Genomic DNA, 23,104 nt, shown 5'->3' on the forward strand with positions numbered 1-23,104 from the left:
TGCGCGGCCGGGGGATGCGATATCGTCTGCGGACCCCACCCCACGCCGCGCCAGCCCTAGATGACCCCTGCCCCGATTTCCGCCCTCACCATCGCCGGGTCCGACTCCGGCGGCGGCGCCGGCATCCAGGCCGACCTCAAGACCTTCGCCGCCCACCGGGTGCACGGGCTCAGCGCGATCGCCGCCCTGACCGCCCAGCACACCCGTGGGGTGAGCGCGGTGCATGTCCCGGACTTGGGCTTCCTGCGCGCCCAGATCGACGCCTGCTTCGAAGACTTCGACATCCGCGCGGTCAAGCTGGGCATGCTCGCCAATGCCGCGGTCATCGAAACCGTGGCGGCGGCGCTGGAGCGTTATCGGCCGCCGCGGGTGGTGCTGGACCCGGTCATGGTCGCGACCTCGGGCGCGCGCCTGCTCGAACCCGAAGCCCTGGCCGCGCTGCGCACCCGCCTGCTGCCGCTGGCGACCGTGATCACCCCCAACCTGCCCGAAGCCGAGCTGCTGCTGGGCACGACGATTGCCGACCAAACCGCGATGCGCGCCGCGATCGGCGCGCTGCGCGCGCTGGGCGCGAACGCGGTGCTGCTCAAGGGCGGCCATCTGGCCGGAGACGGCGACGTGGTCGACTACCTGGGCGACGAACACGGCCTGCACGCGATCGCGCACCCGCGCTTGCGCCTGCAAGCGCACGGCACCGGCTGCACGCTGGCCTCAGCCGTTGCGGCGCAGCTGGCCCTGGGCCGCGACCTGCGCGCGGCCTGCGACGCCGGCGCCGACTACGTGCACGCCGCGTTGCGCGGCGGCTATCGCCCCGGTCGCAGCGATATCGTGGTGCTGGACCACTACGGCGCCGCCGCATGAGCGATCCGATCCAAGCCCTGGAACTGCCGCTGCAATCGGACGACGGCCATCGCTGGCATGTGCTCGCGCGCGTGCCGCGCGCGCCGCAGGCGAGCCTGTTGTGGCTGCCCGCGCTGGGCGTGGCCGCCAAGCACTACCTGCCCTACGCGCAGGCTCTGGCCGAGCGCGGCATCGCCGTGTTCGTGCACGAATGGCGCGGCAACGGCGGCAGCAGCTTGCGCGCCGATCGCGCCCACGACTGGGGCTACCGCGAATTGCTGTTGCACGATCTGCCGCGCAGCGAAACGGCGGTGGCGACGCAACTGCCGGACCTGCCGCGCATCCTCGGCGGCCACAGCCTGGGCGGGCAGCTTGCCTGCTGCCGGCTGGGCCTGCTTGCGCGCGACGCCGCGGCCGAGCGCCCCACGCGCTTGTGGCTGGTCGCCAGCGGCGCGCCCTACTGGCGCGCGTTTCCGCCGCGCTCGCGCTGGTGGCTGCCGTTCGCCTATCGCTTCCTGTCCTGGCTGGCGGACCGCCGTGGCGCCCTGCCCGGCCGCAAGGTCGGCTTCGGCGGCGACGAGGCGCGCGGGCTGATCCGCGACTGGTCGCGCAGCGCGCTCAGCGGGCGCTACGCCGCGGCCGGCGTCGATATCGACCTGGAGGCGGCGATGGCTCAAGTCGAGGTCGACACCCACGCGCTGGTGCTGGACAGCGACTGGCTGGCACCGGAATCCTCGCTGCGCTTCCTGTTGTCCAAGCTGCCGCGCACGCAGGCGCGGGTCGAGACCCTGGACGGCCGCATGCTGGGTACCCGCGCCGACCATTTCGCCTGGATGAAGCAGCCCAGCGCGATCGCCGCGCTGCTCGCACGCTGAACGCCGCGCTTGCGCTAAGCGTTCGCAGGCGGGTTTTACGCTGAATTTACGCCCGCCGCCGCGGGCGGAATGGAGGTTTTACGGCTCGGGTTTCGAGAATGGCGATGTGGCCGATCCGGCTTCGTTCGCAACTCGGAACCCGAAATGTCGATGCAACCGCTGCGCCTGCGCGAGGCGTCCACTCCCCTGATTTTCGCCGTCTGCAGCGGCATCGGCCTGCTCGCCCTGGGCGCACGCGCCGATGCCGGCACGCTCACCGGCAATGCCGCGCTGACCACCGACTACGTCTGGCGCGGTACCACCCAGACCCAAGGCGACCCGGCCGCGCAGGCCGGCTTCAAGTTCGCCGGCGACTCCGGCTTCTACGGGTCGGTGTGGGGATCGAACGTCGAGTTCGCGCCCAGCACCCACGCCAGCAGCGAGTTGGACTTTACGCTCGGTTGGGCCGGCAAGCTTTCCAAGGACTGGGCGCTGGACGTCAACGTCCTGCACTACCGCTACCCCTCGACCACGGTCGACCTCAACTGGACCGAGCTCAACGGTACTTTGACCTACGCCGATAACTACTGGCTGTCGCTGGGCTATTCGAACGAAGCGCTGGGCAGCCGCGACAGCGGCGTCTACACCCAACTCGGCGCCAAGTTCCCGATCAACGACAAGTTCCGCCTCGAAGCCGCCGCCGGCTACTACTACCTCGACGACGTCTACAACGAGAGCTATGCGCACGGCCAGCTGAGCGCGGTGTGGGCGATCAAGGCCCCGCTGGAGCTGCGCCTGACCGCGCACGCCACCGATTCCGGCGCCAAGAAGATCTTCGGCGACGACTACGCAGGCGACCGCATCGAAGCGGCGCTGCAAGCATCCTTCTAAGGGAGTCACCTCATGCCTGCCTGGCTCGCTCTGGTTTGCGCGGTATCGGCGCTCGTCGCCGGCGCCTACCTGCTCTACGTCGTCCTGCGCCCGGAAGACTTCTAAGCGCGCTGGACGGCACGCGGCGCCTGGATGGCGACGCGGCGACATCGATGACGCGGGCCCGGCGATGCCAGGCCCGCGCGCCATCCGCGGCAGCCCTGGAGGGTTCGTCGCGGATCACTTTCTGTCTGGTTGACGACGATGATCGACATTCTTCTAGTATTCGCGCTCGCGATCGCCCTGGGCTGGCCCTTGGGCCTGTACCTCGCTCGCGTGATGCGCGGCGCGCCCTCCAAGCTGGACCGTGTGTTCGGACCGTTCGAACGCACGATCTATCGCGCGCTCGGCACCGACCCGACGCGCGGCATGAGCTGGCGCGGTTACGCCAAGGCCTTCGCGCTGAGCAATCTGGTTTTGGCCGTGTTGGTGTGGCTGCAGTTCATGACCCAGGCCTGGCTGCCGTTGAATCCCGACGACATCCCGAACCTGCGTTGGGACACCGCGCTGCACACGATGGTGTCGTTCCTGACCAACACCAATCAGCAGCACTACTCCGGCCAGGCGCAGCTGAGCTACCTCTCGCAGATGGTCGGCATCGTCGGCCTGCAGGTGGTGACGCCGATGATGGGCCTGGCGATGGTGGTAGCGACCTTGCGCGGCTTGTTTGGCGGCCGTCAGGCGATGGAGGCGCGCCAGGATGCCTGCGACAACGCCGACGCGAGCGCCACGCCGCGCGAACCGACCTCGGGGCCGGTGTACGGCGCGCGTCAGCCGGTCAAGGCCGCTGCGCCCGCGGAAGGCGAGGCCCGCGACCTGGGCAACTACTGGGCCGACGTGACCCGCGCCACCCTGCGCTTCATGCTGCCGCTGTGCCTGCTGTGGGCGCTGATGCTGACCGCGCAGGGCGTGCCCTCGACGCTGAGCGCCGGCCCCAGCGTGCGGCCGATCGACGCCTCGGTGGAGATGAAGGAGCAGAAGATCCCGCTGGGCCCGGTCGCGCCCATGGTCGCGGCCAAGCAACTGGGCACCAACGGCGGCGGCTGGTACGGCCCCAACAGCGCGGTGCCGCTGGAAAATCCGACGCCGTTCTCCAACCTGCTCGAAATCCTCGCGATCGTGCTGATCCCGATCTCGGTGACCTTCATGATCGGTCCCTTCACCGGCCGCCGCCGGCTCACCGCGATGGTGTTCGGCAGCATGCTGCTGATGTCGGCCGTCTCCACCGGCGCCACGGTGTGGTCGGAGGCGTACTCGCCGACCAGCACCGACAGCGCGCTGATGGAAGGCAAGGAAGTGCGTTTCGGCGCCACCACCTCGGCGCTGTGGACGGCGGTCACCACCCAGACCAGCAACGGCTCGGTCAACGCCATGCACGATTCGCTGGCGCCGCTGACCGGCGGCGTGGCCCTGGTCAACATGCTGGTGAACGCCATCTGGGGCGGCATCGGCTGCGGCCTGCAGCAGTTCCTGGTCTATCTGCTACTGGCGGTGTTCCTGGCCGGGCTGATGACCGGGCGCACGCCCGAGCTGTTCGGACGCAAGATCGAAGCGCCCGAGGTGCGCCTGCTGGCGCTGCTGATCCTGTTGCAGCCGCTGGTGGTGCTGGGCTTCACCGCGCTGACGCTGGCGCTGCCCTCGATCACCGGCAACTCCAATCCGGGTTTCCACGGCATCAGCCAGGTGTTCTACGAGTACACCTCGGCCTTCGCCAACAACGGTTCGGGTTTCGAAGGCCTGGGCGACGCGACCTACTGGTGGAACCTGAGCTGTTCGGCGGTGCTGGCGCTGGGCCGCTATCCGGCCCTGATCGTGCCCCTGGCCGTGGCCGGCCTGCTCGCGCGCAAACGCGTCGCCCCGGAAGGCAGCGGCACCCTGCACGTCGAAACGCCGACCTTCGCCCTGACCCTGATCGCGGTGATCGCGATCCTGACCGTCCTGCAATTCATGCCTGCGCTGGTGCTGGGCCCGGTGGCCGATCACCTGTCGCTGGCCGCCGCGTCGACCGCCATCTCGCCGTCGCCGGCTCTCTGAGGTAATGACCGTGAGCGAACAAACACATTTGGGTACCCAACGCCGCCATGCCGCGGCCGGGCTGGACGGCGCGGCCTTGCGCATCGCCCTGCTCGAATCCTTCCGCAAACTGTCGCCGCGCCAGGCCCTGCGCAGCCCGGTGATGGCGATCGTGCTGCTGGGCACGATCCTGTCGGCGCTGATCACCTTCACCACGCCCGGCCGCCTCGGCTTCGGTATCGCGGTCACGCTGGTGCTGTTCGTCACCGTGCTGTTCGCGAACTTCGCCGAGGCCGTGGCCGAAGCGCGCGGGCGCGGCCAGGCCGCGTCCCTGCGCGCCGCGCGCCGCGACCTGGTCGCGCGCCGGCTCGACGACCGCCGCGCCGAGACGCGCGTGGCCGCCACCCAGCTCAAGCCCGGCGATCTGGTGATCGTGTCGGAGAACGAGTTGGTTCCGGCCGACGGCGAGATCGTCGAAGGCGTGGCCAGCATCAACGAGTCGGCGGTCACCGGCGAATCCGCGCCGGTGCTGCGCGAGGCCGGCACCGACCGCTCCGGCGTGATCGGCGGCACCAAGGTGCTGTCGGACTGGATCGTGGTGCGGGTCAGCGCCGAGCCGGGCGGCAGCTTCCTGGACCGCATGATCGCGCTGGTCGAAGGCGCCAACCGCCAGAAGACCCCGAACGAGATCGCCCTGACCATGCTGTTGGCGGCGATGACGCTGACCTTCCTGATCGTGGTCGCGACCCTGCCGCTGCTGGCCGGCTTCGTCGGCGCCAAGCTCGATCCGCTGCTGCTGATCGCCCTGCTGGTGTGCCTGATCCCGACCACCATCGGCGGCCTGCTGCCGGCGATCGGCATCGCCGGCATGAACCGCGCGCTGTCGGCCAACGTGCTGGCGAAATCCGGCAAGGCGGTGGAAGTGGCCGGCGACGTCGACGTACTGCTGCTGGACAAGACCGGCACCATCACCCACGGCGACCGTCAGGCCACCGCCTTCCATCCGCTGGCCGGCGTCGACCGCAGCCAACTGCGCGATGCCGCCCTGCTGTCGTCGCTGGCCGACCCGACCCCGGAAGGCAAGTCGATCGTGCGCCTGGCGCGCGAGCAGCACAGCGCGGTGGCCGAGCCCGAGCGCGCGCACTACCTGCAGTTCACCGCGCAGACGCGCATGTCCGGCGTCGATCTGGAAGACGGCCGCGCGATCCGCAAGGGCGCCGGCGATGCGATCGGCCAATACGTGCGCTCGCTGGGCGGCCAGGTCGTGCCCGAACTCGCCGCGCGCATCGAACAGGTCGCGCGCGGCGGCGCCACCCCGCTGGTGGTGTCCGAAGGCCGCCACGTCCTGGGCGTGGTCGAACTGTCCGACGTGGTCAAGCACGGCGTAAAGGAACGCTTCGCCCGGCTGCGCGCGATGGGCGTGCGCACGGTGATGATCACCGGCGACAACCCGCTGACCGCCGCCGCGATCGCCGCCGAGGCCGGTGTCGACGACTACATCGCCGAGGCGCGGCCGGAGGATAAGCTCGCGCGCATCCGCGCCGAGCAGGCCGGCGGCCGTCTGGTCGCGATGGTCGGCGACGGCACCAACGACGCTCCGGCGCTGGCCCAGGCCGACGTCGGCCTGGCCATGAACTCGGGCACCCAGGCCGCCAAGGAGGCCGGCAACATGGTCGATCTGGACTCGGACCCGGCCAAGCTGCTGGCGGTGGTCGAGGTCGGCAAACAACAGCTGATCACGCGCGGCGCGCTGACCACGTTCTCGCTCGCCAACGACGTCTCCAAGTACTTCGCGATCCTGCCGGCGCTGTTCGCCGCGGCGATCCCGCAGATGGCGGCCTTGAACGTGATGCGGCTGTCGAGCCCGAGCAACGCCGTGCTGGCTGCGCTGATCTTCAACGCGATCATCATCCCGGCGCTGATTCCGCTGGCCCTGGCCGGCGTGCGCTTCAAGCCCGCCAGCGCGGTCGTGCTGCTGCGCCGGAACATGCTGATCTACGGCGTCGGCGGCGTGCTGCTGCCGTTCGTGGGCATCAAGCTGATCGACATGGCCTTGGCCGCGCTCTCCTGACGCCAGCGCCCTCCTCCCTAGGACTTCCGATGAACACCGCTACCCACAACCCTCAGGCCGTCGCGATCGACGATCGCATCGGCGCGCGCGCGCCGCTGCTGTTCGCCCTGGTCGCCCTGCTCGGCTTCGGCCTGCTGTACTCCCTGGTCGGCGCCGCCTTGGGCCGACTGGCCTTTCCCTGGCAGGCCACCGGCAGCCTGGCGATGCTGGACGGCCAGGCGCGCGGCTCGATCCTGGTGGCGCAGCCGTTCGACGACGCGCGCTACTTCCAGCCGCGTCCCTCGGCCGCCAACTACGACCCGATGGCCGCCGCCGGCAGCAACCTGGCGCGCACCAATCCGGACCTGCGCAAGCGCATGGCCGAGACCGCGCTGGCGGTCGCCGAACGCGACGGCATCGCGTTGTCCGACGTACCGGCCGAGCTGACTACCCAGTCCGGCGGCGGCCTGGACCCGCATTTGTCGCCGCGCGCGGCGCAGGTGCAGGTCGCGCGCGTCGCCAAGGCGCGCGGCCTGTCGGCCGCCGAGGTCGATGCGCTGGTGGTCGCGCACACGCAGCCGCGCCAGTTCGGCGTGCTGGGCGAACCGCGCGTCAACGTGCTGGAACTCAATCTGGCGCTGGACGCGCGGCGCTAGCCCCGGCGCCCGCGTTGCGCCCTTCGCGGCGGCGAGGGCGCAACGCGACGCAAGGCGCCCCCGCGTCGCAAGCACCGACGAGGCGCCGCCCACGTCTTCACTACGCCGCCGATAATTCGGAGCGCACAATGCCGCCCATGACCGATGCCCGCAGCGCCCAGGCCGACGCCCTGATCGGCGAACTCCAACGCCAGGGCGCCGGCCGCCTGACCGTTTTCCTCGGCGCCGCGCCCGGCGTGGGCAAGACCTACGCCATGCTCAGCCGCGCGCGCGAGTTGCAGCGCCGCGGCAGCGAAGTCGTGGTCGGCATCGTCGAGACCCACGGCCGCGCCGAGACCGGCGCCCTGGTCGAGGGCCTGGAGCTGCTGCCGCGCAAGCGCATCGACTACCAAGGCCGCACGATCGAGGAAATGGACCTCGATGCCCTGCTCGCACGCCGGCCCAAACTGGCCCTGGTCGATGAGCTCGCGCACCGCAATGCGCCCGGCAGTCGCCACGAACGACGCTGGCAGGACGTGGTGGAACTGCTGGACGCCGGCATCGACGTCTACAGCACCGTCAACATCCAACACCTGGAAAGCCTCAACGACGTCGTCCACCGCATCACCGGCGTGCGCGTCGCCGAGACCGTGCCCGATGCGCTGTTCGACCGCCTGCGCGACATCGTCCTGGTCGACCTGCCGCCGCGCGAACTGATCGAGCGCCTGCAGCAGGGCAAGGTTTACGTGCCCGAGCAGGCCGCGCATGCGCTGCAGGCCTTCTTCTCGCCCAGCAACCTCACCGCCTTGCGCGAGCTGGCGATGCAGACCGCCGCCGATCGCGTCGACAGCGACCTGCGCGAGGCCCAGACCGCGCGCGGCCTGCCCGGCGTGCCGCTGCGGCGCGGCGTGCTGGTCGCGATCGACGGCCGCGGCCAATCCGAATACCTGGTGCGGATCGCGCGCCGCCTGGCCGAACGCCGCGACGCCCCCTGGACGGTGGTGACGGTGCAGACCGGCGCCGCGCCGCAGGACGCCCAGCAGCTCGAACTCGACCGCGCCTTCGCCCTCGCGCGCCGCCTCGGCGGCGATGCGGTGGTGCTGCACGGCCCCAGCATCGTCGACGCCCTGCTCGACCACGCCGCGCGCGCCGGCGTCAGCGCGATCGTGCTCGGGCGCACGCGCGAGCGCCCGTTCGCGCGCATGTTCAACCGCACCCTTACCCAGCAGCTGATCCAGCGCGGCGCCCACTACGAGCTGACCATCGTCAGCACGCCGGAAGCGCGCGCCAAGGCGCGTCGCGCGCTGCGCCCGCTGCGCGGCCTGCTGACCCGCTCCGACGCCGGCCTGGCGGTGATCGCGGCCGCCATGGCCACCGCGCTGGCGTGGATCGCCGAACGCTGGATCGGCCTGGACGATCTGTCGCTGATCTTCATCGTCGCGGTGGTGGTGGTGGCCGCGCGCACGCGCATGACCGCGGCGGTGATCGCGGCGGTGCTGTGCTTCTTCGCCTACAACTTCTTCTTCATCGATCCGCGCTACACCCTGCTGATCGGCGCCAGCCAGGGCGTGACCACGGTGGTGCTGTTCCTGGTCGCGGCCCTGGTCGCCGGGCGCCTGGCCTCGAAACTGCGCACCCAGGTGCTGGCGCTGCGCGCGGCCAACGCGCACGCGATCGCGCTGCAGACCCTGGGCCGCCAGCTCGCCGCGGCCGCCGATCTGGGCCAGGTTACCCAGGCCGGCCGCGATGCGCTGCGGCGCTCGCTGGGCGCGGACGCGATCGTGCGCGTCGGCGATGCGAGCGCGCACGGCGCCGACCTGCCCGAGCTGAGCGACAAGGACCGCGCGGCCGCCGACTGGAGCCTGCGCCACCGCCAGCCGGCCGGGCGCTACACCGACACCCTGGCCGGCTCGGACTGGTGGTTCCTGCCGCTGGCCAGCGGCGGCGACGGCGGCGTGATCGGCCTGCGCTTTGCGCAAGGCATGGGCCGGCTTGGGCCGGAGCAGCAGCGCCTGGCCGAGGCCATGGCCGAGGACATCGCCCAGGCGGCGGTGCGCACGCGCCTGGTCGCCGACCTGGAGAACGCGCGCGTCAGCGGCGAAACCGAGCGCCTGCGCTCGGCGCTGCTGTCGTCGGTGTCGCACGACCTGCGCTCGCCGCTGGCGGCGATCATCGGCGCGGCCAGTAGCCTGGACAACTACGCCGAGGCGATGAGCCGCGAGGACCGCCACAGCCTGCTGGAGACGGTGCGCATCGAAGGCGAGCGCCTGGACCGCTACATCCAGAACCTGCTGGACATGACCCGGCTCGGCCACGGCGGGCTCACCCTCAATCGCGATTGGATCGGCGTCGACGAGCTGATCGGCTCGGCGGTCACGCGTTTGCAGCGCTACGAGCCGAACGCGCGCTTCGAACTGCGCCTGGAACCCGGGCTGGGACCGATCTGGGTGCACCCGGCGCTGGTCGAGCAGGCCTTGTTCAACGTGCTGGAGAACGCGGCCAAATTCTCCCCGCCGGGCGAGGTGGTCACGGTCGAGGCGCGCCGTGTCGACGAGCAACTGCGCATCGACGTGCGCGACCGCGGCCCCGGCATTCCCGAGGACGAGCGCAAGCGCATCTTCGACATGTTCTATAGCGTCGAGCGCGGCGATCGCGGCCGCCAGGGCACCGGCCTGGGCCTGGCGATCTGCCAGGGCATGATCGGCGCCCACGGCGGCAGCGTCGAAGCCCTGCCCGGTGCGGATGGCCGCGGCACCACGATCCGCATTACCCTGCCCCCCATCGAACCCGCCGCGCCCGCCACCGCATGACCGAGGACTCCGCCGCCAGTGCCGCCACCCAGACCGCACGCGTGCTGGTGGTCGACGACGAGCCGCAGATCCGCAAGTTCCTCGACATCAGTCTGCGCGCGCAGGGTTACGCGGTGGAAACCGCCGACACCGGCGCCGGCGGCCTGGAGGCGCTGGCCACCCACGGCGCCGATCTGGTGATCCTCGACCTGGGCCTGCCCGATCGCGACGGCCATGAGGTGTTGCGCGAGCTGCGCCAATGGTCCTCGGTGCCGGTGATCCTGCTCACCGTGCGCGCCGGCGAAGCCGAGAAGGTCGCCGCGCTCGATGCCGGCGCCAACGACTACGTGACCAAGCCCTTCGGCGTACAGGAGCTGATGGCGCGCGTGCGCGCCCTGCTGCGCTCGCACGCGACCCAGGGCGAAGCGCTGCCGGTGTTCGACGACGGCCGCCTGCGCGTCGATCTGGCGCGGCGCGAGGTCCGCCTGGACGGCGAGAGCGTCGCCCTGGCGCGCAAGGAGTACGCCTTGCTCGCCCTGCTGGTTCAGCACGCCGGCCGCGTGGTCACCCAGCCGCAGCTGCTGCGCGAGCTGTGGGGGCCTACCCATCAGCAAGACACCCACTACCTGCGCATCCTGGTCGGCAAACTGCGCCACAAGCTGGGCGACGACGCGGCGGCGCCGCGCTACATCGTTACCGAGCCGGGCGTGGGTTTGCGGTTTATCGAGCGGCGCTGACTCGGCGCGCGGCAGGCAACCGCGACTATCTCTCTCCTCCAGGAAATCGGTGCATGACCCCTGAGCAGCTGCAAGGCAAGTTTCAGGAACACGGACTCTCCGCCGTTTTCGAGCGGGCCCGGCCAAAGTTGCGCAACGGCATCGCCCTACACGGCGAGGTCGCCGCCGACGCCCTGCCCCTCGGCGTTTCGCGCGTCGGCGGGCAGCCGGACCTGCCTCCGCAGGTGGCCTGGCCGCGACGCGATGGCCGGCCCTTGGCCTTCATCGTGCAGATCGATCTGGCACAGGCCCAGCCCTACGACCGCGATGGCCGCCTGCCCGAACGCGGCTGGCTGTATCTGTTCTACGACGCACAGGAACAGCCCTGGGGCTTCGACCTCAAGGATGCCGACGGCAAGCGGTTGTTGTTCCATGAAGGCGACGCCAGCGAACTGGCGACCTGCCGCTTTCCCGACGACCTGGACGCGGAGTACCGATTCGCACCGGCCCCACTGGCGTTCGCTAGCTGCGCACAGCTACCCGACCCCGAAAGCGTGCTGGCTGATTACGACCTCGACGACAACGAGCGAGAACGTCTCTTCGAGCTTCGTGAGGAGATCGGCGACGGCGAGAGCCAGTTGCTGGGCCACTCGTACAACGTCCAAAGCGGCCAGGAGCTGGAGTGCGAGTTGGTCAGCAACGGCCTGTACTGCGGCGACAGCAGCGGCTACCAGGATCCGCGCCGCAAGGAGCTGGAGGGCAACGCGCCGCATTGGAGCCTACTCATGCAGATCGCCAGCGACGAGGAGAAGGGCATGATGTGGGGCGACTGCGGCCTGCTCTACCTGTGGATCCGCGAGCAGGATCTGCGCGAACATCGCTTCGATCGGACCTGGCTGATCCTGCAGTGCAGCTGATCGATCGGCCTTGGATGGCACCTCGAACCGGCCGGCGCATTTGTCCCTAACACCACGACAGCAACTCAGTCGCGCGTGGCGCAAAGCAAAAAGGCCGACAAGGTTCGCTTGTCGGCCTTTTTGCTTTTTATATGGTGCGCCCGGAGAGATTCGAACTCCCGACCCCCAAGTTCGTAGCCTGGTGCTCTATCCAGCTGAGCTACGGGCGCGCAGTCGAAGAATTATGACGGAACCGCTCTAAATCGTCAAACATTTCGATGCTTTTTCTACGTTCGATTTCGCTCGCATTTAACGCTTACGAGCGAAACCTTCCGCAGACAAAAGCCGCCCCAAGGCGGCCTTCGTGACAACTGGCGGAGACTGAGGGATTCGAACCCTCGATGGAGCTTTTGACCCCATACTCCCTTAGCAGGGGAGCCCCTTCGGCCTCTCGGGCAAGTCTCCGCGGAAACACGTACAGCGTTTGCGGGCGGGAAGCATAACGGCTCATCCCGCGCGCGGCAAACTTTTTTATCAGCCTGCCGCGTTTTTGCCGGAGTCGTCGGCCGGTTCTTCGCCGCGCTGGATGCGCTGGTAGATCTCTTCGCGATGCACAGCGACATCTTTCGGTGCGGTAATACCGATACGCACCTGGTTGCCCTTGACGCCGAGCACGGTGACGGTCACCGAGTCGCCGATCATCAGGGTCTCACCGACGCGACGCGTCAGGATCAGCATTGGAAAACCTCCTCGTGCCGGCAATTCGTTTGCCGGCGTTGGCGACATTCCGCATGCACCATCACGGAAATCGCTTACAGTTTTGTACACAAACGTGAACCATCTTAGCCAGCGGCCAAAATCGGCCGCAAGCGATAGAAGTCACTGTTCGCCGTTCAGATTAACCTACTCTCGACCCAGCCTGCGACACCAGCCAGGGCCTGAGACAAGGCCGGACCGTCATCTCCGCCGCCCTGCGCCATGTCGGCGCGGCCGCCGCCCTTGCCGTTGATCTGACCGGCAACGTGGGCGAGCAGTTCCCCCGCCTTGACCTTGCCGGTCGCGCTTCCATTCACTCCTGCGACCAAAGCCGCCTTCCCCTCGCTGGCGCCCGCCAGCAGGATCACCGCGTCGCCCAGCTGCTGCTTGAGGCGGTCGACCGCCTCGCGCAGGGCCTTGGCGTCGAAGCCCTCCAGGCGGGTCGCGATGATCTTGACCCCCTGGATGTCGGCCGCCGAGGCGGCCAGGTCGGAGGTGGCCCCGGAGGCCGCCTTCGCCTTGATGGCTTCGAGTTCGCGTTCGAGTTTCTTCTGCCGGTCCAACAGCGACCGCAGTTTGTCGGACAAGTCCGACGGGTTGCCGCCGAGCAGGCGAGCGGCCTCTTCCAGGCGCTGCTCCTCCTCGGTGACGTGGTCCAGAGCGCCCTGCCCGGTCACCGCCTCGATCCGGCGCACGCCGGCCTGGACGCCGCTCTCGGAGACGATCTTGAACAGGCCGATGTCGCCGGTACGCGAAACGTGGGTGCCGCCACAGAGCTCGGTGGAGGCCTCGCCCATGCGCAGGACCCGCACACGGTCGCCGTATTTCTCGCCGAACAGCGCCATCGCGCCGAAATCCAGGGCTTCCTGCATGCCCATCTGGTGGACTTCGGCCGCGTAGTTGTGGCGCACGTCGGCGTTGACCTGGCGCTCGATCTCGGCGAGCTCGGCGTCGGTCACCGGGTTGAAGTGCGAGAAATCGAAACGCAGGCGGTCCGGGGCGACCAGCGAGCCCTTCTGGGTCACATGGTCGCCGAGCAGGCGGCGCAGGGCCGCATGCAGCAGGTGGGTCGCAGAATGGTTGAGCACGGTCGCAGCGCGGCGCGCCTCGTCGACGGCGCCCAGGACGCGGTCGCCGCGCTTCAGGGTTCCGGCGGTCAGCTCGCCGAGGTGGCCATGGAACTGACCGGCGAACTTCTGGGTGTCGCGGACCAGGAAGCGGGTGCCGGCTTCGTCGAGCTCGCCGGCATCGCCGACTTGGCCGCCGCTTTCGGCATAGAACGGGGTGCGATCGAGGATCACCACCGCGGCGTCGCCGGCGGATATCTGGTCGACCGGCATGCCATCGCGCAGCAAGGCGACCACTTCCAGGCCGCCCTCGGTCAGACGGTCGTAGCCGAGGAATTCGGTCGGGGCGAGCCTGGCGGCGAGTTCCGCCGGCATCGTGGTCTTGCTGCCGAAGTCGGCGCCATCGCGGCTGTCCCGCTTCTGCTTGGCCATGGCGGCGTCGTAGCCCTCCATGTCCAGGGCCAGGCCGCGCTCGCGCGCGATGTCGGCGGTCAGGTCGGTCGGAAAACCGTAGGTGTCGTAGAGGCGGAACACGTCATTACCGGGGATCACACCGGTCGAGCGCTCGGCCACTTCGTCGAAGATGCGCATGCCCGAGTCGAGGGTCTGCGAGAAACGCTCCTCCTCGGCGAGCAGCGCGCGTTCGACGAACTCGCGCTTGGCCGCCAACTCCGGATAAGCGTCGCCCATCACTTCGACCAGCGCCGGCACCATCAGATGGAAGAACGGCCTCTTCTGCCCCAACATCCAGCCATGGCGCAGCGCGCGGCGGATGATCCGGCGCAGCACATAGCCGCGGCCGTCGTTGGACGGCAGCACGCCGTCGACGATCAGGAACGAACAGGCGCGGATGTGATCGGCGATCACCCGCAGCGACTTGTTGTCGAGATCGGCGGTGGAGGTGAATTCCGCGGCGGCCTGGATCAGGCGGCGGAACAGGTCGATTTCGTAATTGCTGTGGGCGTGCTGCAGCACCGCGGCCAGACGCTCCAGGCCCATGCCGGTGTCGACGCAGGGCGCCGGCAGCGGCATCAGGCTGCCGTCGGGCTGGCGGTCGAACTGCATGAACACCAGGTTCCAGATCTCGATGTAGCGGTCGCCGTCCTCGTCGGGCGAACCCGGCGGGCCGCCAGCGATGTGCTCGCCGTGGTCGTAGAAGATCTCGGTGCAGGGACCGCAGGGGCCGGTGTCGGCCATCTGCCAGAAATTATCCGACGCGTACGGCGCGCCCTTGTTGTCGCCGATGCGCACGATGCGATCGGCCGGCACGCCGATCTTCTTGTTCCAGATATCGAAGGCTTCGTCGTCGGTGTGGTAGACCGTGACCAGCAGGCGCTCAGGCGCCAGGCCCCACACGCCGGTCAGCAGCTCCCAGGCCCAGGCGATCGCGTCTTCCTTGAAGTAGTCGCCGAACGACCAGTTGCCCAGCATTTCGAAGAAGGTGTGGTGGCGCGCGGTGTAGCCGACCTGGTCGAGGTCGTTGTGCTTGCCGCCGGCGCGCAGGCAGCGCTGAACGTCGGCCGCACGTACGTAGCCGAGCTTCTCGCTACCGAGAAACACGTTCTTGAACTGGACCATGCCCGAGTTGGTGAACAGCAGGGTCGGGTCGTTGGCCGGCACCAGGGGCGCAGACGGAACGATGGTGTGACCCTTGCCACGGAAGAACTCGAGGAAATCGCTACGGATTTCGTTGGTGGTTTTCATGCCTGACGCGCGAACTCGATAGGACCGGGCCGGACTGGCGGTCCAGGGCCTCTGCCCTCACGATGGGGGCGTCGACTGGAACAGGCAACCCAAAACCCGAAAGCCGCGTAGCCTAACAGGCTCCGGCCCCTGTTGCGCGGAGTCCGCAAGCGTTTTCGGCTTGCGTTCAGTCGTCGGGATCGAAACGAGTCGCTTTCCGCACCCGTTCGCCGTCGAAACCCCGGCGTATCAGGAAGTCGGCGGCCTTGCGGCGCAGGGCCAGATCCTCCCCGGCAGACCCGTCGGACGGCCCGCCGAAGCGGCGTCGGACCAGGTCGCGGGCGTTCTCCAGCCAATCGCCCTCGTAGCTGTCCAGCGCGCGGGCAATGGCCTCGCTGTCCAGCCCGTGGGTGGCCAGCTCGGCGCGGACTCGGACCGGGCCGTACCCGCTGCTGGCGCGGCTGCGCACCAGACTTTCGGCGAAGCGGGCGTCGTCCTGCCAACCCAGGCCGGACAAGGCCTCGATGGCGGTCTCGACCTCGCCGGCGTCCATGCCGCGCGAGGTGAGCTTGCGTTGCAACTCCTTCCTGGAGTGCTCGCGCCGGGTCAGCAGACCCAGGGCGCGTTGGGTCGGGCTCTGCTCGCGACCGCCGCGGCGACGTCCGCTGCGCCCGCCCTCGGGGCGGTCGCCATCGGTGGAGCCGGGACTGGGCTCCGAGTCATGCAGCGGTTCGTCTTCGTGCATATCCGATCGGGCTCAAGCCAAGGGTGCCGACGTCGGCCGCCGGCACCGGCTGCCTCAGTCGTCCTGGCCTTCGGCGTCGACTTCGTCGCGCTTGACGTCGGTCGGGACGAACTTCTCGCGCAGAGCGGCCTCGAGGCGGTTGGCGACCTCGGGATTCTCCTTGAGGTACTGGCGGGCGTTTTCCTTGCCCTGACCGATACGCTCGTCGCCGCAGCTGTACCAGGCACCGGACTTTTCGACCAGCTTGGCTTCCACGCCCATGTCGATCAGTTCGCCCTCGCGCGAGATGCCCTCGCCGTAGAGGATTTCGGTGACGACCTGCTTGAACGGGGGCGCCAGCTTGTTCTTGACCACCTTGATCTTGGTCTGGTTGCCGATGATCTCGTCGCCCTTCTTGATCGCGCCGATGCGGCGGATGTCCAGGCGGATCGAGGCGTAGAACTTGAGCGCGTTGCCGCCGGTGGTGGTTTCCGGGCTCTGGCCGGGCATCATCACGCCGATCTTCATGCGCAGCTGGTTGATGAACACCACCAGGGTGCCCGAGCGCTTGATGTTGCCGGTCAGCTTGCGCAGTGCCTGGCTCATCAGACGCGCCTGCAGGCCCGGCAGCTGGTCGCCCATCTCGCCTTCGATTTCGGCCTTGGGGGTCAGCGCGGCGACCGAGTCGATCACCACGATGTCCACCGCCGCCGAGCGCACCAGCATGTCGGCGATTTCCAGCGCCTGTTCGCCGGTGTCGGGCTGCGACAGCAGCAGGTCGTCGACGTTGACGCCGAGCTTGGCGGCGTAGATCGGGTCCAGCGCATGCTCGGCGTCGATGAAGGCGGCGGTGCCGCCCTTCTTCTGGCATTCGGCGATGGCTTGCAGGGTCAGGGTGGTCTTGCCCGAGGATTCCGGACCGTAGATCTCGACCACGCGGCCCTTGGGCAGGCCGCCGATGCCCAGCGCGATGTCGAGCATCAGCGAACCGGTGCCGATGACCTCGGCCACTTCGACCGCGCGGTCGCCCATGCGCATCACCGAGCCCTTGCCGAACTGCTTCTCGATCTGGCCCAGGGCGGCCGACAGGGCGCGCTTCTTGTTCTCGTCCATCGTGGTGTCCTTAAAGAGTCGGTGTCGTGTTGGAAGGCAATGTAGAGGACGCGGGTCTCAGAGGTTGAGATCGTCGCGCCTGAAGAAAATTTATCTACCCAGCAGAGGATTTGGAGTCGGCCTACGGCTATGGGGAGGGTCAGATTTCCCCGCATAAACGTGTCAGGACCACGCTAGCCTTGATATCTATCTCTGATGTGGTCGTTGTAATAGCCGCCCTTAGACCTGGCTCGCATAAGGCCATCGTAAACATGCTGTGGAACACGATAGAAATCGTACGAGTGCCCCTCAACAAAACGAATCCGAAGCCTCATGGTGGAGGGGTCATAACCCACTGCAGAAATTGCTGACGAAGAAACACCTATCATCTGCATGAACTAGGCCCTCCAATGCCCTTCAACCCACTCGTGCCTGCCAGTAGCGTAGTCATAGCGCCAGTGGGCACGGACCCATGTCTTCTTGCCCATAGCAGGCATCGTTTGCATGTTTTGCATCCGATCAAGCGGTTTGAGAGGTTTGAGAGGTTTAAGTGGCCTGAGCGGCTTAGCGCCCCTGAACGAGCCGGATCTCTTTGTAGCCATCTGGCACCTCCTAAGCGCGCTCAACGGTTGGGCCGGACCAGACCGCAGTACAAACCCTCGATCGCGAAATCCTGATCGGGCTGGACCTCGATCGGCGCGTAATCGGGATTGCGCGGCAGCAGGCGGATGCGGTCCTTGCCGATCTTCAGCAGCTTGACCGTGATCTCGTCGTCGATGCGCGCGACCACGATCTGGCCCGAGCGCGCGTCGCCGGTGCGGTGCACGCCGATCAGGTCGCCGTCGAAAATGCCCTCGTCGCGCATCGAATCGCCCTTGACCTTGAGCAGGTAGTCGGGCGACGGGAAGAACATGTTGCGATCCAGCAGCACGTAGTTGTCGGCGTCGAGCTGGGCGCCGGAGCCGATCGGCCGCCCGGCCGCGACCTGGCCCAGCACCGGCAGGCGCAGGGCTTCGTCGTTGGCGGCCAGCAGCGCCAACCGGCCCTGCTGCGCCGGCGGCGGCTGCAGCACGCGGATGCCGCGCGCGCGGCCCGGGGTGCGTTCGATCGCACCGGCGGCCTCGAGCGCCTCCAGGTGGTACTGCGCGGCCCGCACGCCCTTGAAACCGAAGGCCTTGGCGATCTCGGTCTGCGACGGCGGGAATCCCTCGGCTTCGATCCGTTCAGCGATCAGCGCGAGCATGGCTTGCTGGGTATCGGTCAGGTCCATGGTTAGCAGTATTACTACTAACAACCCCTGCGAGCAAGACCGCTCATCCGGATTTTATTTGACTGAGTCAAACATATTGATCAGATTACAGACTCGCCCCCACCCCGCGCATCCGCCATGGCCATCGAAGTCGAAACCGCCCAAGTCGACGCCGTCCGCTCCTTCAACCGCTTCTACACGCGCCAGATCGACGTGCTGCGCGAGGACCTGCTGGACAGCCCCTATACGCTGACCCAGGCGCGCGTGCTGTTCGAACTCGCCCAGCGCGAACCGGTCGCCGCGCGCGCGATCGGCGAGGAACTGGGCCTGGACCCGGGTTACCTGAGCCGGATCCTGCAGGGCTTCGCCGAGGCCGGGCTGGTCGAGAAGACGCGCTCGCGGCAGGACGCGCGCAGCTACGAGCTCACCTTGTCGGCGCGGGGTCGCGAGACCTTCGCCCTGCTCGATCGTAATTCCCACCAAGCCACCGCGGACATGCTGGCGGCGCTGCCGCCGCTGCAGCGCGAGCGCCTGCTGCGGGCGACCGGCGACATCCAGCGCGCGCTGACCCCGCAGGCGCTGCCGCCCGCGCAGCGCGTCCTCGTCCGCGAGCATGGCATCGGCGACATCGGCTGGGCGATCGAACGCCATGCCCGCCTGTACGCCGACGAGTACGGCTGGAACGGCGAGTTCGAGGCCCTGGTGGCCAAACTGTTCGCGGCTTTCGCCGGCGAGCACGATCCCCGCTACGAGCGCTGCTGGGTCGCCGAACTCGACGGCGAGCGCATCGGCTGCGTGTTCGTGGTCCGCAACCAGGACCAGGCCGACACCGCGCAACTGCGCTGCCTGCTGGTCGATCCGCGCGCGCGCGGGCTGGGCGTCGGCCAGCGCCTGGTGGATACCTGTCTGGAATTCGCGCGTGCGGCCGGCTATGCGCGCATGCGCCTGTGGACCAACGACCTGCTGAGCGCGGCGCGCCGGATCTACGAAGCCCGCGGCTTCCAATTGATCGAGCAGTACCCGCACCACAGTTTCGGCCACGATCTGATCGGGCAGGTGTGGGAGCGCGATCTGGATTGAGCGCGACAACGGGCGATGGCGCCTGGCAGCGGGCCGGACGCCGGTGAGGAATCAGGTCGCCAGCGCCAGCATGCCCTGCAGCGACGCGGCCACGGTCTGGCGGCGCACCGCCTCGCGGTCGCCGGCGAAATGGAAGACCTCGGCCTTGGGATAGCCGCCGCGGCGCTTCCAGGCGATCCAGACCGTGCCGACCGGCTTGTCCTCGGTGCCGCCGCCGGGGCCGGCGATGCCGGTGACCGCGACCGCCAGGGTGGCGCCGGTATTGGCCAGGGCGCCGGAGACCATCTCGATCACGGTCTCGCGGCTGACCGCGCCGAACTGCTCCAGGGTCTGCGGGCGCACGCTCAGCAGCGATTGCTTGGCTTCGTAGCTGTAGGCGGCCATGCCGCATTCGAACCAGCCCGAGGAACCGGCGATGTCGGTCAGGGTCTTGGCGATCCAGCCGCCGGTGCAACTTTCGGCGGTGACCAGCATGTGGTGGTGGCTGCGGGCGGCCTCGCCTACCTGTTCGGCGAGGTCTTGCAGGGCGGCATCGGAGACGTCGGTCATGCGCGCACTATAACGGCCCGCCGCGCCGACGCTTTGCGGGATCTGGCAACGCTGGGGCGGCGCGAGTGGAACGCCGGGTCCGGGCCATCGCCACGCCAAGGACCGTCGCTTCCTGTGGGAGCGGCGTAAACCGCGATCGCGCGACTTCGGCCATCGCGAAATCGCGGCTCACGCCGCCCCCATAGAATGGCCCTGCTTTGGGGTAGGAGCGACGTAAGTCGCGACCGGGAGGCCACGAAGCGAAAGCGCCACTCGAAGCCGTCGCGGCCTGTGGGAGCGACGCAAGCCGCGATCGCGCGACTCCGGCCACCGCGAAATCGCGGCTCACGCCGCTCCCACAGAATGGCCCTGCTTTGGGGTAGGAGCGACGTAAGTCGCGACCGGGAGGCCACGAAGCAAAAGCGCCAATCCAAGCCGTCGCTGCCTGTGGGAGCGGCATCGAAGGCCATTGGAAACGACGACGCGCGGGCCTTGCGGCCCGCGCGTCGCGGTGTGCGCCCTGCTTCCGGCCGGCGTTGCGCCGATCCGCAAGCGCGATTAACTCAGTACGAGACCCGGAAGGTCACGCCGTAGGTACGCGGCGCGCCCAGGAAGGCGTTGAACGAGTTGAAAGCGTTGTTCGGCAGCGGCGACACGTTCTGCAGCGGGGCGTCGAAGCCGACCTGGGCGTATTCCTCGTCGAATAGGTTCTGGCCCCACAGCTCGACCATCCAGCGGCGGTCGCGGCGGCCGATGGCGATGCGCGCGTTGACCACGGTGAAGGCGCCCTGGTCCTTCTCCGGATCCAGATCGGAGCCGGTGTTGTAGTCGGACATGTACTTGGCGCCGACGTTGAAGCGCGCCACCAGGTCGCTGGCGAAGTTCCAGTCGTAGGTGATCGAAGCCGAGCCCGACCAGTACGGCGCGAAGCTGACCTGGCTGCCCGGCAGCTTGTACAGCGCACCGGCCGGGGCCGTGCCGCCCGGAGCGACGAAGTCGCCGCCCGGACGTTCGTCGCCGTAGCGGGTGTCGGCGTAGGTCAGGCCGCCCTGGATCATCAGGCCCTTCTGCGGCTGCCACAGGATCTCGGTGTCGATACCCTGCGAGATCACTTCCGGAATCGAGCGCACCACGAAGCTGGTGCCGAGGAAGCTGTTGAGCTGGAAGTCCGAATAGGTCTGGTGGAACAAGGTGGCGTTGAGCAGCAGGTTGCCGTCGGCCCAGGTGGTCTTGGCGCCCAGCTCGAAGCTGTTGACGAACTCGCCCGGGAACGAGGTGTCGTCGACCGGACGGATGCCCTGCCCCGCGCTGGACAGGCCGTTGGCCGACTGCACGCGATCGAGGTTGAAACCGCCGGCCTTGTAACCGCGCGCGCCCGACACATAGGTCATGACGTGGTCGTTCCAGCGGTAGGCCAGCTTGAGCGTGCCCGACCATTCCTTCTCGTCGCTCTCCTGATGGGTCGCGCGGCCGTTGTGCAGCGGATTGGCCCAGGGCAAGCAGCTGTAACCGATGATGTTGCTGATGATCGCGGCCTGCTGGGCCGGCGGCAGCGAGGCGAACGGCAATCCGCGCCCGGTCAGCGCCGCGGCGATGCGACCCTGCGCGGCCGGGCTGACCTGGCCGTTGGGACCGAAGTACGACGCGCAGCCGGGGCTGCCGTTGGGGTTGCTGTAGCGCGAATCCAGTTCCTTGTTCTCCTGGGTGTAGCGCACGCCCAGGGTGACGTCGAGCGCGTCGGTCGCATGCCAGGTGTTGTTGGTGAAGAAGGCCTTGGTCTTGGCGTTCTGGCGGTACTTGTCGTCGGCGCCGAAGCCGGCGAAGGCGGTGCCGAACGGGCGCCCGGTGGTCTGCGACAGGAAGGTCGCGGCGGTCGGCGACTGCGCCAGCGCCGGATTGATCAGCGCCAGCAACGCGGTCGACAGGTAAGGCTCGTAGGCGTTGCCGATGCGGTAGGTCTCGTTGCGGTTCAAGTCTTCGTCGGAGAAGAAGAGGCCGAACATCCAGTCGACCTTGTCGGTCGAACCGGTCAGGCGGAACTCCTGGCTGAAGGTCTTGAACTCGGTCAGCGACTCGTCTTCGTCGGCGTTGCGGTACAGCAGGTCGGCGCTGCTGAAGTCGAAGTCCAGGCCGTTGATCGCGCGCCATTCGCGCTTGGCGGTGATCGAGGTCAGGGTGGCGTTGTTGAACCAGGGCGTGATCCAGTTGACCTCGGCCGAGACGCCCTTGTCCTTCATGTCCTGCTCGGTGCTGCGGTTGCTGTAGGCGATGCGTGCGTACGGGTCGGCGACCGGGGCCACGCCGGAATCCGGCGACAGCGCGTCGATGATGGCGCCAGTGCCGCCGCGCACCGTGGTCACGCCCACGCAGCAGTTCTCTTCGCGGCTGGTGAAGTCGCCGATCAGGTTGATGTCGAGATTTTCGGTCGGCTCCAGCAGCAACTGCGCGCGCAGGGTGTGGAAGTTCTGGTCGAAGTCTTCCTTTTCCTGGCGCGGGCCGGCGCCGGTACGCACGTCGACGAAACCGTCGCGCTCGCGCTTGGCGCCATAGATGCGGAACGCGGCGTTGTCGCCGATCGGCGTGTTGAAGGCGCCGGCCAGGCCGAGCGCGCCGTAGTTGCCGATGGTGAACTCGCCCTCGACGCTGGTGTTGTAGTCCGGGCGGCGGGTGATGACGTTGATGACGCCGGCCGAGGTGTTCTTGCCGAACACCGTGCCCTGCGGGCCCTTGAGCACTTCGATGCGCTCGATCTCGCCCAGGTCGCCGAAGCCGACGCCGTTGCGCGGGCGGTAGACGCCGTCGATCACGATGCCCACCGACGATTCCAGGCCGGCGTTGTCGCCGACGGTACCGATGCCGCGGATGCGCGCGGTGGTCTGGGCCTCGCTCTGGGTGCTGGTCACGGTCAGGCCGGGCACCAGCACCTGCAAGTCCTTGACGTCGCGCACGCCGGTGTCCTGCAGCAGTTGCTGCGGCAGCGCGGTGATCGCGATCGGCACGTCCTGCAGCGCTTCCTCGCGCTTCTGCGCGGTCACGGTGAGGCCGGAGAGCGTGGTCGCCTCGTCCTCGTCCTTCGCGCTCGCGTCCGGCGGCGCCTGCTGCGCGTACAACGGCGCGGCGGTCATCGCCGCCAGCGCCGCGGCTACCGCAAAAGCGAGACGCCGACGTCCATGGTTCCGTGTTCCCTGGCTAGCCGACTTGC

19 protein-coding genes and 2 tRNA genes are annotated in these 23,104 nt (G+C 68.4%); 11 read left to right on the forward strand and 10 right to left on the reverse strand.

The window, feature by feature from the left end; all coding sequences use genetic code 11:
- Positions 1-60 precede the first annotated feature (60 nt).
- From thiD to ASD69_RS07265, 10 genes are all read left to right on the forward strand, one after another.
- Positions 61-861 carry a bifunctional hydroxymethylpyrimidine kinase/phosphomethylpyrimidine kinase gene (gene thiD / locus ASD69_RS07220; protein ID WP_056175657.1) on the forward strand — a complete coding sequence of 267 codons (801 nt, stop codon included), beginning with the start codon at positions 61-63 and terminating at the stop codon, positions 859-861.
- Positions 858-1,715 (forward strand): alpha/beta hydrolase, encoded by an 858-nt coding sequence (locus ASD69_RS07225; protein WP_056175658.1) that lies wholly within the window; start codon positions 858-860, stop codon positions 1,713-1,715. The genes thiD and ASD69_RS07225 overlap by 4 nt, the downstream gene beginning before the upstream one ends.
- Before the next feature lie 144 nt (positions 1,716-1,859).
- Positions 1,860-2,585, forward strand: coding sequence for a TorF family putative porin (locus tag ASD69_RS07230; RefSeq protein WP_235567161.1), 726 nt, complete (start codon positions 1,860-1,862; stop codon positions 2,583-2,585).
- A gap of 12 nt (positions 2,586-2,597) precedes the next feature.
- The gene (locus ASD69_RS07235) at positions 2,598-2,690 is read left to right on the forward strand and encodes a potassium-transporting ATPase subunit F (RefSeq protein ID WP_056175663.1); all 93 of its coding nucleotides are present in this window, start codon (positions 2,598-2,600) and stop codon (positions 2,688-2,690) included.
- A gap of 138 nt (positions 2,691-2,828) precedes the next feature.
- Positions 2,829-4,658, forward strand: coding sequence for a potassium-transporting ATPase subunit KdpA (gene kdpA / locus ASD69_RS07240; protein WP_056175666.1), 1,830 nt, complete (start codon positions 2,829-2,831; stop codon positions 4,656-4,658).
- A 28-nt stretch (positions 4,659-4,686) separates the two neighbouring features.
- The gene (gene kdpB / locus ASD69_RS07245) at positions 4,687-6,708 is read left to right on the forward strand and encodes a potassium-transporting ATPase subunit KdpB (protein WP_235567181.1); all 2,022 of its coding nucleotides are present in this window, start codon (positions 4,687-4,689) and stop codon (positions 6,706-6,708) included.
- 29 nt (positions 6,709-6,737) lie between these two features.
- Positions 6,738-7,343, forward strand: a complete 606-nt coding sequence (gene kdpC, locus ASD69_RS07250; protein WP_056175672.1) for a potassium-transporting ATPase subunit KdpC — start codon at positions 6,738-6,740, stop codon at positions 7,341-7,343.
- Positions 7,344-7,480: 137 nt separating this feature from the next.
- A complete protein-coding gene (locus ASD69_RS07255; RefSeq protein WP_056175675.1) occupies positions 7,481-10,132 on the forward strand; it encodes a sensor histidine kinase KdpD in 2,652 nt (883 codons plus the stop codon).
- Complete coding sequence (locus ASD69_RS07260; RefSeq protein WP_056175678.1) at positions 10,129-10,848, forward strand: response regulator; 720 nt, start codon at positions 10,129-10,131, stop codon at positions 10,846-10,848. Before ASD69_RS07255 ends, ASD69_RS07260 begins: the two co-directional genes overlap by 4 nt.
- 53 nt (positions 10,849-10,901) lie before the next feature.
- A complete protein-coding gene (locus ASD69_RS07265) occupies positions 10,902-11,744 on the forward strand; it encodes a YwqG family protein (protein WP_082576318.1) in 843 nt (280 codons plus the stop codon).
- A 132-nt stretch (positions 11,745-11,876) separates the two neighbouring features.
- Here ASD69_RS07265 and ASD69_RS07270 read toward each other — a convergent pair.
- The 8 genes from ASD69_RS07270 to lexA all read right to left on the reverse strand — a co-directional run bounded on the left by ASD69_RS07270 (position 11,877) and on the right by lexA (position 18,315).
- Positions 11,877-11,953, reverse strand: a tRNA-Arg gene (locus ASD69_RS07270).
- Between the two features lie 142 nt (positions 11,954-12,095).
- Positions 12,096-12,188, reverse strand: a tRNA-Ser gene (locus ASD69_RS07275).
- A gap of 69 nt (positions 12,189-12,257) precedes the next feature.
- Positions 12,258-12,461 carry a carbon storage regulator CsrA gene (gene csrA / locus ASD69_RS07280; RefSeq protein WP_055899964.1) on the reverse strand — a complete coding sequence of 68 codons (204 nt, stop codon included), beginning with the start codon at positions 12,459-12,461 and terminating at the stop codon, positions 12,258-12,260.
- Between the two features lie 155 nt (positions 12,462-12,616).
- Positions 12,617-15,250, reverse strand: a complete 2,634-nt coding sequence (gene alaS / locus ASD69_RS07285) for an alanine--tRNA ligase (protein WP_056175684.1) — start codon at positions 15,248-15,250, stop codon at positions 12,617-12,619.
- Between the two features lie 166 nt (positions 15,251-15,416).
- A complete protein-coding gene (gene recX / locus ASD69_RS07290) occupies positions 15,417-15,974 on the reverse strand; it encodes a recombination regulator RecX (protein ID WP_082576319.1) in 558 nt (185 codons plus the stop codon).
- Between the two features lie 54 nt (positions 15,975-16,028).
- Entirely contained in the window at positions 16,029-17,066 is a 1,038-nt protein-coding gene (gene recA / locus ASD69_RS07295; protein WP_056175687.1) for a recombinase RecA, read from the reverse strand.
- A gap of 173 nt (positions 17,067-17,239) precedes the next feature.
- A complete protein-coding gene (locus tag ASD69_RS21150; protein WP_082576320.1) occupies positions 17,240-17,440 on the reverse strand; it encodes a KTSC domain-containing protein in 201 nt (66 codons plus the stop codon).
- A gap of 227 nt (positions 17,441-17,667) precedes the next feature.
- A complete protein-coding gene (lexA, locus tag ASD69_RS07300; RefSeq protein WP_056175690.1) occupies positions 17,668-18,315 on the reverse strand; it encodes a transcriptional repressor LexA in 648 nt (215 codons plus the stop codon).
- Positions 18,316-18,432: 117 nt separating this feature from the next.
- Here lexA and ASD69_RS07305 point away from each other — a divergent pair, with 117 nt between their 5' ends.
- A complete protein-coding gene (locus ASD69_RS07305; RefSeq protein ID WP_056175693.1) occupies positions 18,433-19,374 on the forward strand; it encodes a helix-turn-helix domain-containing GNAT family N-acetyltransferase in 942 nt (313 codons plus the stop codon).
- 51 nt (positions 19,375-19,425) lie between these two features.
- On the opposite strand, the gene ASD69_RS07310 is transcribed toward ASD69_RS07305, so the two are convergent.
- Both ASD69_RS07310 and ASD69_RS07315 read right to left on the reverse strand, forming a co-directional pair.
- Positions 19,426-19,923, reverse strand: a complete 498-nt coding sequence (locus ASD69_RS07310) for a CinA family protein (RefSeq protein WP_056175695.1) — start codon at positions 19,921-19,923, stop codon at positions 19,426-19,428.
- A 542-nt stretch (positions 19,924-20,465) separates the two neighbouring features.
- Positions 20,466-23,027, reverse strand: coding sequence for a TonB-dependent receptor (locus tag ASD69_RS07315; RefSeq protein WP_056175699.1), 2,562 nt, complete (start codon positions 23,025-23,027; stop codon positions 20,466-20,468).
- Positions 23,028-23,104: the final 77 nt, after the last annotated feature.

Source organism: Lysobacter sp. Root604 (assembly GCF_001427505.1).
Classification (GTDB): Bacteria; Pseudomonadota; Gammaproteobacteria; order Xanthomonadales; family Xanthomonadaceae; genus Lysobacter.